Origin of the sequence: Mycolicibacterium sichuanense (assembly GCF_033741125.1) — a bacterium.
GTDB lineage: Bacteria > Actinomycetota > Actinomycetes > Mycobacteriales > Mycobacteriaceae > Mycobacterium.
In genome coordinates, this window is the sequence record NZ_JAWQPU010000004.1 from 499,247 (window position 1) to 511,941 (window position 12,695).

Sequence of the window (12,695 nt, forward strand, 5' to 3'; positions counted from 1 at the left end):
CTCAGCCCTCGGCGACCCGGGCGACCTGGTCGCCGAGGGCGACGGTGTCCCCGCGGCGCAGCTGCCGTCCGCGTCGGGTCTCGACCTCGTCGTTGACCCGAACCAGACCGTCGACGACGGCGCCCTTGGCGTCGGCGCCGCTGTCGATCATCCCGGCGTACTTGAGGAACTGACCCAGCCGGATGGAGCCCGACGAGATGGGTACGTCCCGGATGCGCGGCGCCATGCAGTCAGGCTAGTGCCCCGGTCACTCGACGGCGCCGCGCAGGCCCATCTCGGCCAGCGCCTGGCGGCACGAATCACGCAGCGCATCGCGGGTATTGGTGCCGCCAACCACCCAACCGGCGACGGTGACGAAGACCTGGCCGTGTACGCGGCCGCCGCCGAGGAAGAGCAGTCCGCCCATGCGGTCGAGGACACCGGCGGTGGTGGGCTCGAGCATCCGGACGGCGAGCCTGGAGGCCTCACCGCCGTCCGGACGGTTGAGCTCGGGTCCCAGCTCGCCGAGGTTCGAACAGCCGATGGGGTTGCCAACCTGTTGCACCAGCCCCTCGAGCCGGCGGACCAGGAAGGCGGGCGTCAGTGGGACCAGCGCAAGCGGACCGAGGAGTTCGTTGGGGGAGTCCGCGAGCGCCGTCAGCGCCTTCTTGAGATCGGCGCGCACCCGGGCGAGGTCGGTATCGACCTCGGCCGGATCCACCGTCACGGTGGCCGCGGTCAAGGCATTGGCCCTGGTGTCCCCGGGCACCCGTTCGCTGACCGGCAGCGACACCCGCACCCGACCCTCGTCGTCGACCCGGCCCAGGATTCGGCCGAGCCGCGCACCGAGCCCGACGAACAGGGAATTGCTAGTTCCCGCAAGGCTCTTCGCGCGTTCGTCCCAGTGGTCGAGATCGAAGAAGATCGTCGCATTGGGCACCACGATGCGGCCGGGGGCGGCCCCACGACTGCGCTGCTTGCGTCCCGACTTGGCGGACGTGGACAGGCCGTCGCTCTCGGCCCGGGCCACCCGGACGGCGGAGGCGACCGCCCGGCCCATCTCGGGGATGTCGCGCAGCGCCTGGAGCCAGTCCTGGCGCAGCGCCTCCCGGCGGGTGCGGTAACCCGGCGGGGGATAACCCAGGTCGCGCCGGTCACCCCGGACCGCGTCGGTGATGGCGTCGATGATGGCCTTGGCGTCGCCAACCGAGTGGGACACCACCAGGCTGACGGCCGCACCGCCGCCGGTCAGCGGCTGCACGCCGAGGTGCCATTGTGGTCCGTACTGGGGATCGAGCGGAGCGCCGAGGCGCTCGTCAGCCCAGATCCAGACGTCCTCGCGGCGACGGTCGGTGGCCGCGATCTGAAGGTCGGGCGGTTCCGCGGCCCTGATCCAGCGGTCCCGGCCGAAGGGCAGGGCTGATCGCTCGATGCGTCGGCCCAGCAACGTGGCACCGAGGTTGGCCTGGAAGCTGCGCAACCCCTCGAGGTTCACCGCGCGGTCGTAGACCCAGGTGAACTGGATGAGCGGGCCGCGCCCGAGCGCCCGCAACGCGAGGAAGGATCCCTGGTCGATGTAGGCGAGCGTGTTGTCCACGCGCTCATGCTATGTGGTGCGCCATCGCGATAGCCGCTCAAGGGTTTTCGGCGAGCCACGCATCCGTCACGCGGACGATGTCGAGAATGCCTTGGGTGAGCAGGCCCTGGACGAAGGTCCTGATCGGCCCACCGATGATCGGCACGTTGACCTCGACGCTCGCCGAGCCGTCGAGCCGGCTGCCGCCGCCCTGCGGCGCCACGCTCACCGTGCCCGTCCCCGAGATCGGCGTCCGGCGTGCATCGACGGTGATATCGCCACGCATCTCGTCCTCGCCGATGGCGAACCACCGCTCGCGCTGCACGACCTCCAGAGAGGGAAGTCGCAACCGTTGCATCACTGGCGGCAATTGCTCGCGACCGAAGCGCATCGTCATCGATACCGAGGTGCCGCCGTCGACGTCGGTGGTCAGGTAGTCGAGCGTCGGGCCTCCGACGTCGAACGCCCCCAGTCGGGCCCGCCAGTATGCCTCGTCCTCGAATGCCTCCCGGATCCTGTGCACGGGATGCGGTGAGGTGGCGGCGAGGTCGATGGTCCTGGACGTTAGGGCAGGTTCAGCGGGTTGAAGTACGGGAGCTGCGGCTGCAGGTTGACCGCGAGGTTGGGGACCAACCCCAAGCCGACGCTGGGCAGGACGATGTCGGGCAGGTTCACGGTACCGAGCGAGGGAATTCCGCCGGGCAAGGTGCTGAGTCCGCCCGGCAGTCCGCCTCCGCCGCCACCGAAGCCGGCCAGCGAAGGTGGCGGCGGTAGCGCGGCGAGTTGCTTGGCGATGCCGGACGTCAGGTCCACGCACTGCTTGTTCTCGTCATCGACGATGGTGCCGTCTGGGCAGTTCATGCCCTTGGCCTGGTCTGCATGGCTGATCGCCGGGACCACGACAGTGCCGTATAGCAACGGCGCGACGGCGAGCGCCGATCCCGACGCGAGCGTCAGGAGTACTCGCTTGATTTGGGTGGTCATGGAAATCCTTGGGAAATAGATGCGATGAACGAATCAATCCGAGTGTAGACAAATGTTGCGGCAGTGCATACCACAGCGGCATTTCCGGCAAACGGAATCGTTTCGCGTTCGGTCGACCGGCTCTTCGCCCGGATGGCTGCGCGGTGGCTTGATTCGTCGGTCCGAGCACCTAGCATCGCGGTCATGGAGGGACGCTGGGTCCTGCACTTCGACATGGACGCGTTCTTCGCCTCCGTCGAGCAGCTGACGCGTCCGACCCTGCGGGGGCGGCCGGTCCTGGTCGGCGGCCTCGGCGGCCGAGGCGTCGTTGCCGGCGCCAGCTACGAGTCGCGGGTGTTCGGCGCCCGTTCGGCGATGCCGATGCACCAGGCGCGGCGGCTGGTCGGGCCGTCGGCGGTGGTGCTGCCGCCACGGGGTGTGGTCTACGGGGTGGCCAGCGGCAAGGTCCTCGATACCGTCCGCAAGGTCGTCCCCGTCCTCGAGCAGCTGTCCTTCGACGAGGCATTCGGCGAGCCCGCCGAACTGACCGGGGCCAGCGCCGAGGACGTCGTCGAGTTCTGTCAGGACCTGCGGCACCGGGTGCGTGGCGAGACGGGTCTCATTGCCTCCGTCGGCGCAGGTTCGGGCAAGCAACTGGCCAAGATCGCCTCGGGCCTGGCCAAGCCCGACGGCGTTCGCGTCGTCCGGCGCGACGAGGAGCGGACGCTGCTGGCCGGGCTACCGGTGCGGCGGCTGTGGGGGATCGGGCCCGTCGCCGAGGACAAGCTGCACCGGTTGGGCATCGACACCGTCGGCCAGCTGGCGGCGTTGAGCGGTTCGGAGGTGGCCGACATCCTCGGCGGCACACTGGGGCCTGCCCTGCATCTGCTGGCCCGTGGCATCGACGACAGACCGGTGGCCGAACGGTCGGAGTCCAAGCAGATCAGCGCCGAGTCGACCTTCGCCCAGGATCTGACGACGCTCGACCAGCTGCGCGATGTCACCGGTCCGATCGGCGAGCACGCCCATCAGCGTCTGGAACGCGACGGCCGGGGCGCCCGCACGGTGACCGTCAAACTCAAGAAATCCGACATGAGCACCCTCACTCGCTCGGCCACCCTGCCGTACGCCACCGCCGACGCTTCAACGCTGATCGGCACGGCGCGCCGCCTACTGCTCGACCCCATCGACATCGGACCGGTCCGGCTCGTCGGCGTGGGTTTCTCGGGGTTGTCCGACGTGCTCCAGGAGTCGCTGTTCCCCGACCTGGACCAGACGCTGGAGGCCTCCGACAGCCATCACGCCGAGCCTGTTGCCGCGCCCGTCGAGCCCGCTGCCGCCTGGCGGATCGGGGACGACGTTTCCCACGTTCGGTTCGGGCACGGCTGGGTGCAGGGGGCCGGGCACGGCGTGATGACGGTGCGCTTCGAGACACGCGCCAGCGGACCGGGGCAGGCGCACACGCTGCCGCACGACAGTCCGGAGGTGACCCGCGCGAATCCCGTCGACAGCCTGGACTGGCCCGAGTTCGTCGACGCCCTGGCCGCTGCCTACGAGCCCGCGCCGTAGGTGGCGAAGGCCTCGGTCACCGAGGCGCCCGCGGCCAGGGCGGCCATCAGCAGGACGCGCGACTGCGGCGGGGCCAGTTGACGCGCCACCACCGCGCCGGCGTCGACCAGCAGCCGGCCCGGCCCGTAGCCGACCGTCACGCGCGCTCCCGGCACACGGGTGGAGAGCACCACCTCGACGCCCGCGGCGCAGGCCCGCCGCACGCCGTCGATGACGGCGATGCCGGCGTTTCCGGAGCCCAGCGCTTCGAGGACGATTCCCTTCGCCCCAGCCGCCACGCATGCGTCGAGGGCAACCGCATCGGCACCGGCGTAGGTGGCGACGACGTCGACCCGGGGCGCGCCGGCCGCGGACGGCACACCGACGCGGGGACGGCGCCGCGACGCCGGGACCACCTCGACGCCGACGAAGCCGGTCGCCGTCTTCGTCAGGCCTAGCGGCTGCCAGATCCGGCCGGCCAGCGTCACCGTCACCCCGAACCCCCTGGCGTCGGGACGCGCGGCCAGTGCGATCGCGTCGCGAAGATTGCCTGGTCCGTCGGCGTCCTCGGCGTCCGCGCTACGCATGGCCCCGGTCAGCACCACCGGCACCTCACCGGTGTGCGTCAGGTCGAGCCACAGAGCGGTCTCCTCCATGGTGTCGGTGCCATGGGTGACGACGACCCCGTCGGCGCCGGCACCGATCGCGGCGGCCACCGCCGCGGTCATCCGGTCCCAGTCGGCCGGCACGAGCTGCGAGCTGTCGACGGCCATCAGATCGACGACGTCGACGTCGGCACCGGTGGGAACGCCTGCCACCAGGTCGTTGCCGGTTCTGGTCGGCCGCGCCACGCCGTCGGCCCCGGTGCTGGTCGCGATCGTGCCGCCGGTGGTTATCACGACGACGCGGCTCATCTTCCGATGACTCGCACGCAGGCTTGGCTCATGCGGCGATTGTTCACCATCGGCACTTTGGGATGATGGTCGAGTGACTGACGAATCAACGGGGTCGGCCGAGCCCGTCACTGCGGGCGACGAGACCGATGCGCCGCCGCGGCGCCGACTACGCCTGTTGCTCTCGGTCGCCGCAGTGGTGCTGTTCCTCGACGTGGTGACCAAGGTGCTGGCGGTCAAGCTACTGACGCCGCAGCAGCCGGTGTCCATCATCGGTGACACGGTGACCTGGACCCTGGTGCGCAACTCGGGGGCCGCGTTCTCGATGGGCACCAGCTACACCTGGGTGCTGACGCTCGTCGCGACCGGCGTCGTCATCGGCATCATCTGGATGGGACGACGCCTGGTGTCGCCGTGGTGGGCGCTCGGCCTTGGAATGATCCTCGGTGGCGCGCTCGGCAACCTGGTCGACCGGTTCTTCCGGTCGCCGGGACCGCTTCGCGGCCACGTGGTCGACTTCCTGTCCATCGGCTGGTGGCCGGTGTTCAACGTCGCCGATCCCGCGGTGGTCGGGGGAGCGATCCTGCTGGTCGCCCTGTCGCTGTTCGGCTACGACTTCGACGCCGAGGGCAGGCGCCGGCCGGACGGCGCAGCCAAGCCCGATGGCGCTGGCAGCCCCGCCGCGGAGTCGGCCGAAGCCGACCTCGAGCGCGACTGATGACCACTCGGTCGATGCCGGTCCCCGAGGGCCTTGCGGGGTTGCGGGTGGATGCCGGGTTGGCGCGGCTGCTCGGGCTGTCCAGGACCGCGGCCGCCGCCATCGCCGAGGAGGGCGGCGTCGATCTCGACGGCACCGCGGTCGGCAAGTCCGACAGGTTGATCGCCGGGGCGTGGCTCGAGGTGCGCATCCCAGAACCGCCTGCGCCCCTTGACAATCCGCCCGTAGACATCGAGGGCATGTCGATCCTCTACGCCGATGACGACATCGTCGCCGTCGACAAACCTGCTGGCGTGGCGGCCCATGCGTCGGTCGGCTGGACCGGGCCGACGGTGCTGGGCGGATTGGCCGCCGCGGGCTTCCGGATCACCACGTCCGGGGTGCCCGAGCGCAAGGGCATCGTGCAGCGCCTCGACGTCGGGACCTCGGGCGTCATGGTGGTGGCCATCTCCGAACACGCCTACACCGTGCTCAAGCGCGCGTTCAAGCAGCGCACGGTCGACAAGCGCTACCACGCGTTGGTGCAGGGACATCCCGATCCGTCCAGCGGGACCATCGACGCACCGATCGGCCGGCACCGCAGCAACGACTGGAAGTTCGCGGTCAGCGAGGGTGGCAGGCACAGCATCACCCACTACGACACGGTCGAGGCCTTCGCCGCGGCCAGCCTGCTCGACGTACACCTCGAGACGGGGCGCACCCACCAGATCCGGGTGCACTTCTCGGCACTGCACCATCCCTGCTGCGGTGACCTCACCTACGGCGCCGACCCGACCCTGGCCAAGCGGCTGGGGTTGGAACGTCAGTGGCTGCACGCTCGCTACCTGGCCTTCGCCCATCCCGCCGACGGCCGCCGCATCGAGATCGTCAGCCCGTACCCGGCCGACCTCCAACACGCGCTGGACGTGCTGCGCCACCACGAATCGTGACCGGGGACTCCGAACTGGCCTCGACCGAACCCCGGCAACGCCGCGCCGGCATCCTGGCTGGCATCGGTGCCTACGTCTGGTGGGGCCTGTGCCCCGGCTTCTTTCCGCTGCTGCTGCCCGCCGGCTCGCTCGAGGTGTTGGCCCACCGCATCGTCTGGAGCGCGGTCAGCCTGTTCCTGGTGCTCGTCGTGGCCCGCCGGCTCGGGGACCTGCGCCGGCTCAGCGGACGGACCTGGCTGCTGTTGCTCGGGGCTTCCATCCTGATCTCCGTCAACTGGGGTATCTACATCTGGGCCGCGACCCACGGTCACGTCGTCGACGCCGCGCTCGGCTACTTCGTCAACCCCCTGGTCACGGTGGCACTCGGCGTCCTCGTCCTGCGCGAGCGCATCGGCCGCTGGCAGCTGATCGCGCTGCTGCTCGCGGTGATGGCCGTGGTGATCCTCACCGCGGAGGTGGGTGCGCCGCCGTACGTCGCCGTCGGCCTTGCCGTGTCGTTCGCCGTGTACGGGTTGGTGAAGAAGGTGGTCGTGGCCGATCCGCGGGTCAGCGTGGCCGTCGAGACCTTCTTGGCGCTGCCCCTGGCCGCCGGTTATCTGATCACACTGCAGGTGTTGGGGACCGCCCACTTCATCGGCTACGGGTCCTGGCACACGGTCCTGCTGATGCTGGCCGGCCCCGTGACGGCCATTCCGCTGCTGCTGTTCGCCGCGGGTGCGCAACGGCTTCCGCTGATCACGATGGGCCTGCTGTTCTACCTGAACCCGGCGCTGCAGATGGCCTGGGGCGTGTTGGTGGGACACGAGCCGATGCCCATCGGGCGCTGGGTCGGCTTCGCGCTGATCTGGGTCGCACTGGCCGTGATGACGGCAGGGTCGCTCCGGCGGAAGTCGGCACCGCAGAATCGCCGGGAGTTCGAAACGCCCGCTCCAGAATCGTCACCCCGCTAACGAGCCCGATTCCTAGCAGGGTGGGGTGCGGCACCGACAGCCCCCGAGCCCCCAGGACCCGTCGGACGATCGAGTAGCGACACCAATGTTTGACCAGCTTCCAGCAATGGAATACGGTTTGCTCGCATGGCGCAGATTCATGATCGGCCAGTCGCGGTCGCCCGCCGCCGGGGGCGCCCCGTCAATTCGGACTCGATCGAGACTCGCAATCGGATACTTCGCGCATCTAGGCAGGTCATAAACGAGCGCGGATACCACGCCGCAACCTTCCAGGCGATCGCCGCCGTGGCCGGACTCAGCCGGCCGACCTTGCATTACTACTTCTCTTCACGGGAGGAGATCTACTCACAACTCGTTGCCCAGGCAAGTGCCGCAGTCGCCGATTCCATCACCTTTGCGCGTGGGCACGACACGTTGGCCGCTCAATTCTTGGCGCTGGTGACTGCACTGCACGACACCGACGTCCTGGACCGCTCACACCTTGCGTTCCTGGTCAGCGCGACGCTGGAATCGACCAGGAATTCCGGGCTGCAAACCCCCGCGGACAACGCACTGGCGGACTTCCTGGCGACGCTCGTCGAGGATGCCAAGGCCCGCGGCGAGCTCGCCGAGGACACCGTCACCGCTCCCGTCGTCGAGACGCTGCACGCAATGCTTCTCGGCATCGGCTTCTACGCTGGCTTCGTCGACGATGCGGCCTCGATCATCGGCAAGTTGGACACCGTTCTGACCCGCGGGGTGCTGGCCGGTCACCGGGCTGACGCGAACGGTCGCGACACGGTTGGCGACACGCCGAGCGCCGTCGGAGGGCAGCAATAGACTGGCGGCCCTATGAGCAAGTCGTTCGTGCACCTGCACAATCACACCGAATACTCGATGCTCGACGGTGCCGCGAAGGTCAAGCACATGTTCGCCGAGGCGCAGCGTCTCGAGATGCCCGCGATCGGCATGACCGACCACGGAAACATGTTCGGTGCCAGCGAGTTCTACAACGCGGCAATCGATGTCGGGATCAAGCCGATCATCGGCGTGGAGGCCTACATCGCTCCCGCCTCCCGGTTCGACACCAAGCGCGTGCTGTGGGGTGACCCCAGCCAGAAGTCCGACGACGTGTCCGGCAGCGGCGCGTACACCCACATGACGATGGTCGCCGAGAACGCCACGGGTCTGCGCAACCTGTTCAAACTGTCGTCGCTGGCGTCGTTCGAGGGGCAGCTCGGCAAGTGGTCGCGAATGGACGCCGAGATCATCGCGGAGAACGCCGAGGGCATCATCGCGACGACGGGTTGCCCGTCCGGCGAGGTGCAGACACGACTGCGGCTCGGCCACGTCGACGAGGCGCTGGCGGCCGCGGCCAAGTGGCGCGACATCTTCGGTCCGGAGAACTACTTCCTCGAGTTGATGGACCACGGCATCGAGATCGAGCGACGGGTCCGCGAGGGCCTGCTCGAGGTGGGCCGCAAGCTGGGAATCCCGCCGCTGGCCACCAACGACTGCCACTACGTGACGCGCGAGGCCGCCCACAACCACGAGGCGCTGCTCTGCGTGCAGACGGCCAAGACCCTGACCGATCCCACCCGCTTCAAGTTCGACGGCGACGGCTACTACCTGAAGTCGGCCGCCGACATGCGCAAGATGTGGGATGCCGAGGTGCCCGGTGCCTGCGACTCCACGCTGCTGATCGCCGAGCGGGTGCAGCCCTACGCCGACGTCTGGACGCCGCATGACCGGATGCCGGTGTTCCCGGTGCCCCAGGGGCACGACCAGGCGTCCTGGCTGGCGCACGAGGTCGCGGCCGGGTTGGCGCGGCGCTTCCCCGACGGCGTCCCGCAGGACTACGTCGATCGCGCCGAGTACGAGAGCAAGGTCATCTGCGACAAGGGCTATCCGTCCTACTTCCTCATCGTCGCCGACCTGATCAACTACGCCCGCTCGGTCGACATCCGGGTCGGTCCGGGCCGCGGGTCGGCGGCGGGATCGCTGGTGGCGTGGGCGCTGGGCATCACCAACATCGACCCCATCAAGTACGGACTGCTGTTCGAGCGGTTCCTCAACCCCGAACGCGCCTCGATGCCCGACATCGACATCGACTTCGACGACCGTCGGCGTGGCGAGATGGTCCGCTACGCCGCCGACAAGTGGGGCAGCGACCGGGTGGCCCAGGTCATCACGTTCGGCACCATCAAGACCAAGGCCGCGCTGAAGGACTCCGCGCGCGTGCACTACGGCCAGCCCGGCTTCGCGATCGCCGACCGCATCGCCAAGGCCTTGCCGCCGCCGATCATGGCGAAGGACATTCCACTGTCGGGCATCACCGATCCGACGCACGAGCGGTACAAGGAAGCCGCCGAGGTGCGCAGCCTGATCGAGACCGATCGGGACGTCCAGACCATCTACGAGACCGCGCGCGGCCTGGAGGGGTTGGTCCGCAACGCGGGTGTGCACGCGTGCGCGGTGATCATGAGCAGTGAGCCGCTCGTCAATGCGATCCCGCTGTGGAAGCGGCCGCAGGACGGCGCGGTCATCACCGGGTGGGACTACCCCTCGTGCGAGGCCATCGGCCTGTTGAAGATGGACTTCCTTGGTCTGCGCAACCTGACGATCATCGGCGACGCGCTGAAGAACATCAGCGCCAACCGCGGCATCGAACTCGACCTGGACCAGGTACCGCTGGACGACCAGGCCACCTTCGAGCTACTCGGTCGCGGTGACACGCTGGGCGTGTTCCAGCTCGACGGCGGCCCGATGCGAGATCTGCTGCGCAGGATGCAGCCCACCGTCTTCGAAGACGTCGTCGCAGTCATCGCGCTGTACCGGCCCGGGCCCATGGGCGTGAACGCCCACAACGATTACGCCGACCGCAAGAACGGCCGCCAGGCCATCAAGCCGATCCATCCAGAGCTCGAGGAACCGCTGCGGGAAATCCTCTCGGAGACATACGGTTTGATCGTCTACCAAGAGCAGATCATGCGCATCGCGCAGAAGGTGGCCGGCTACTCGCTCGCCCGAGCCGACATCCTCCGCAAGGCCATGGGCAAGAAGAAGCGCGAGGTGCTCGACAAGGAGTACGAGGGCTTCGCCGATGGGATGAAGTCGAACGGGTTCTCGGCCGCGGCAGTCAAGGCGCTGTGGGACACGGTGCTCCCGTTCGCGGACTACGCATTCAACAAGTCCCACGCCGCCGGCTACGGGCTGGTCTCGTACTGGACGGCCTACCTCAAGGCCAACTTCCCAGCCGAGTACATGGCGGGGTTGCTGACCTCGGTCGGCGACGACAAGGACAAGGCGGCGGTGTACCTGGCCGATTGCCGCCGTCTTGGTATCACGGTGTTGCCGCCCGACGTCAACGAATCCGAGCTGAACTTCGCCTCGGTGGGCGTCGACATCCGGTTCGGTCTGGGCGCGGTGCGCAACGTCGGCTCCAACGTCGTCAGCTCGCTGATCAATACGCGTGACACCAAGGGCAAGTACACCGACTTCTCGGACTACCTCAACAAGATCGACGTCATCGCGTGCAACAAGAAGGTGACGGAGTCGCTGATCAAGGCGGGCGCGTTCGACTCGCTCGACCACTCCCGCAAGGGCTTGTTCCTGATCCACACCGACGCGGTCGACTCGGTGCTCGGGACGAAGAAGGCCGAGGCGATGGGGCAGTTCGACCTCTTCGGCGGTGGCGACGGCTCCGGCGCCGATTCCGGGGACTCCGTGTTCGCGATCAAGGTGCCCGACGACGAGTGGGAGGACAAGCACAAGCTCGCGCTCGAGCGCGAGATGCTGGGCCTCTACGTGTCGGGACATCCGCTCAACGGGGTGGCCCACCTGCTGGCCACTCAGGTCGACACCGCGATCCCCGCGATCCTCGACGGCGACGTGCCCAACGAGGCGCAAGTGCGCGTCGGCGGCATCCTCGCGTCGGTCAACCGCCGGGTCAACAAGAACGGAATGCCCTGGGCCTCAGCCCAATTGGAAGACCTCACCGGCGGCATCGAGGTGATGTTCTTCCCGCAGACCTACTCGACGTTCGGCGCCGACATCGCCGACGACGCCGTCGTGATCGTCAGCGCGAAGGTCAACTCACGCGACGATCGGCTATCGCTGATCGCCAACGATCTGGTGGTGCCCGACTTCTCGAACGCCCAGGCCGACCGGCCGGTCGCCGTCAGCCTGCCGACGCGGCAGTGCACCGTGGAGAAGGTGGGCGCGCTCAAACAGGTGCTGGCCAATCATCCCGGCACGTCGCAGGTGCGATTGCGGTTGATCAGCGGCGACCGGATCACGACCCTCGAGCTCGACCAGGCGCTGCGGGTGACCCCGTCCTCGGCGTTGATGGGCGATCTGAAGGCCTTGCTCGGCCCGGGCTGTCTCGGCGGCTAGCTCAGCCCAGCACGTTGACCGCTCTGGCGATGACGAGCGCGATCGTCGTCGTCGACACCAGGGACTGGACGGTCATCATCGCCTTGGCCCAGTGGGCCAGCGGCATCGTGTCGGTGGGGGAGAACGCCACCACGTTGGTGAAGCTGACGTAGAGGTAGTCGACGAACGTGGGTCGCCAGTCGGGTTTCGCCTTGTCCGGAGCGGTCATCTGAGGAAACAGGAAGTCCGGGTAGGGCTGTCGTCCCTCCCGGCGAGCGAACGGGCCGCCGCGGTCCAACTCCCAGTACCAGATGCCGAATGCGATCACATTGGTGACGAAGATGGCAGCCCCGCCGCCGAGCAGGACCGCGGCGTCGTTGCTCACCTCTCCGGAGAGGATGCGTTTGGCGAGCACCACGGCCGATGCCGTGTTGTCGATGGTGATCGCCGCGGTCAGCCCCAGGCTGGCCCAGCGTCCGAAGGTGGTCTGACGTGACAGCCGGACCGGGTTGATCATCAACAGCACCACCAGCAGCAGGAGCTCCATGATGATCAGCGGCCACCGCGGCAGCACGGTGTACTGCAGGGGAATCGCGCGCTGGATGACGACGACCGCCAAGATCGCGATAAGCACGGGCCACCGGTTCTCGGGATCGCCCGGCTTCAGCCAGGAGGGCACGCGGTGACCGGCGCCGGAGGCCAGGTGTTCGGCCCGCTGCACGAAGGCCGCGACCTCCTTCGGGGGTTCGGGACTCTCGCTCATGGACCCAGTGTGTCGGGCACCAT

12 protein-coding genes are annotated in these 12,695 nt (G+C 68.5%); 6 read left to right on the plus strand and 6 right to left on the minus strand.

Annotated elements, in window-relative coordinates:
- Position 1: 1 nt before the first annotated feature.
- Genes SBI80_RS15685 through SBI80_RS15700 form a run of 4 tightly spaced genes read right to left on the minus strand, consistent with a single transcriptional unit; the run spans position 2 to position 2,539 of the window.
- Positions 2-226 (minus strand): RNA-binding S4 domain-containing protein, encoded by a 225-nt coding sequence (locus SBI80_RS15685; RefSeq protein ID WP_318975697.1) that lies wholly within the window; start codon positions 224-226, stop codon positions 2-4.
- Between the two features lie 21 nt (positions 227-247).
- Positions 248-1,576 carry a hypothetical protein gene (locus SBI80_RS15690; protein ID WP_318975698.1) on the minus strand — a complete coding sequence of 443 codons (1,329 nt, stop codon included), beginning with the start codon at positions 1,574-1,576 and terminating at the stop codon, positions 248-250.
- Between the two features lie 37 nt (positions 1,577-1,613).
- Entirely contained in the window at positions 1,614-2,108 is a 495-nt protein-coding gene (locus SBI80_RS15695; protein WP_318975781.1) for a DUF2505 domain-containing protein, read from the minus strand.
- 11 nt (positions 2,109-2,119) lie between these two features.
- Entirely contained in the window at positions 2,120-2,539 is a 420-nt protein-coding gene (locus tag SBI80_RS15700; protein WP_318975788.1) for a hypothetical protein, read from the minus strand.
- Between the two features lie 183 nt (positions 2,540-2,722).
- Here SBI80_RS15700 and SBI80_RS15705 point away from each other — a divergent pair, with 183 nt between their 5' ends.
- On the plus strand, positions 2,723-4,087 hold the full coding sequence (locus tag SBI80_RS15705) for a DNA polymerase IV (RefSeq protein ID WP_318975699.1): 1,365 nt from the start codon (positions 2,723-2,725) through the stop codon (positions 4,085-4,087).
- Here the strand turns inward: SBI80_RS15705 and SBI80_RS15710 are convergent.
- The gene (locus tag SBI80_RS15710; protein WP_318975700.1) at positions 4,069-4,980 is read right to left on the minus strand and encodes an asparaginase; all 912 of its coding nucleotides are present in this window, start codon (positions 4,978-4,980) and stop codon (positions 4,069-4,071) included. The genes SBI80_RS15705 and SBI80_RS15710 overlap by 19 nt on opposite strands.
- Positions 4,981-5,053: 73 nt before the next feature.
- Between SBI80_RS15710 and lspA the strand changes: the two genes are divergently transcribed.
- The 5 genes from lspA to dnaE all read left to right on the plus strand — a co-directional run bounded on the left by lspA (position 5,054) and on the right by dnaE (position 11,930).
- Complete coding sequence (gene lspA, locus SBI80_RS15715; protein WP_318975701.1) at positions 5,054-5,677, plus strand: signal peptidase II; 624 nt, start codon at positions 5,054-5,056, stop codon at positions 5,675-5,677.
- The gene (locus SBI80_RS15720) at positions 5,677-6,606 is read left to right on the plus strand and encodes an RluA family pseudouridine synthase (protein WP_318975702.1); all 930 of its coding nucleotides are present in this window, start codon (positions 5,677-5,679) and stop codon (positions 6,604-6,606) included. The genes lspA and SBI80_RS15720 overlap by 1 nt, the downstream gene beginning before the upstream one ends.
- A 50-nt stretch (positions 6,607-6,656) precedes the next feature.
- Positions 6,657-7,556: an EamA family transporter RarD gene (gene rarD / locus SBI80_RS15725; RefSeq protein WP_318975782.1), complete on the plus strand. Its 900-nt coding sequence runs from the start codon at positions 6,657-6,659 to the stop codon at positions 7,554-7,556.
- A 126-nt stretch (positions 7,557-7,682) separates the two neighbouring features.
- On the plus strand, positions 7,683-8,375 hold the full coding sequence (locus SBI80_RS15730; protein WP_318975703.1) for a TetR/AcrR family transcriptional regulator: 693 nt from the start codon (positions 7,683-7,685) through the stop codon (positions 8,373-8,375).
- Positions 8,376-8,387: 12 nt separating this feature from the next.
- Complete coding sequence (gene dnaE, locus SBI80_RS15735) at positions 8,388-11,930, plus strand: DNA polymerase III subunit alpha (RefSeq protein ID WP_318975704.1); 3,543 nt, start codon at positions 8,388-8,390, stop codon at positions 11,928-11,930.
- A 1-nt stretch (position 11,931) separates the two neighbouring features.
- On the opposite strand, the gene SBI80_RS15740 is transcribed toward dnaE, so the two are convergent.
- Positions 11,932-12,672: a hypothetical protein gene (locus SBI80_RS15740; RefSeq protein ID WP_318975705.1), complete on the minus strand. Its 741-nt coding sequence runs from the start codon at positions 12,670-12,672 to the stop codon at positions 11,932-11,934.
- Positions 12,673-12,695 lie beyond the last annotated feature (23 nt).

Bases quoted from the DNA above. Each gene is read 5' to 3' on its own strand.
- SBI80_RS15685 (WP_318975697.1), bottom strand. From the start codon at position 226: ATGGCGCCGCGCATCCGGGACGTACCCATCTCGTCGGGCTCCATCCGG.
- SBI80_RS15700 (WP_318975788.1), bottom strand. From the start codon at position 2,539: ATGACCACCCAAATCAAGCGAGTACTCCTGACGCTCGCGTCGGGATCG.
- SBI80_RS15705 (WP_318975699.1), top strand. From the start codon at position 2,723: ATGGAGGGACGCTGGGTCCTGCACTTCGACATGGACGCGTTCTTCGCC.
- SBI80_RS15710 (WP_318975700.1), bottom strand. From the start codon at position 4,980: ATGAGCCGCGTCGTCGTGATAACCACCGGCGGCACGATCGCGACCAGC.
- SBI80_RS15720 (WP_318975702.1), top strand. From the start codon at position 5,677: ATGACCACTCGGTCGATGCCGGTCCCCGAGGGCCTTGCGGGGTTGCGG.
- SBI80_RS15730 (WP_318975703.1), top strand. From the start codon at position 7,683: ATGGCGCAGATTCATGATCGGCCAGTCGCGGTCGCCCGCCGCCGGGGG.
- dnaE (WP_318975704.1), top strand. From the start codon at position 8,388: ATGAGCAAGTCGTTCGTGCACCTGCACAATCACACCGAATACTCGATG.
- SBI80_RS15740 (WP_318975705.1), bottom strand. From the start codon at position 12,672: ATGAGCGAGAGTCCCGAACCCCCGAAGGAGGTCGCGGCCTTCGTGCAG.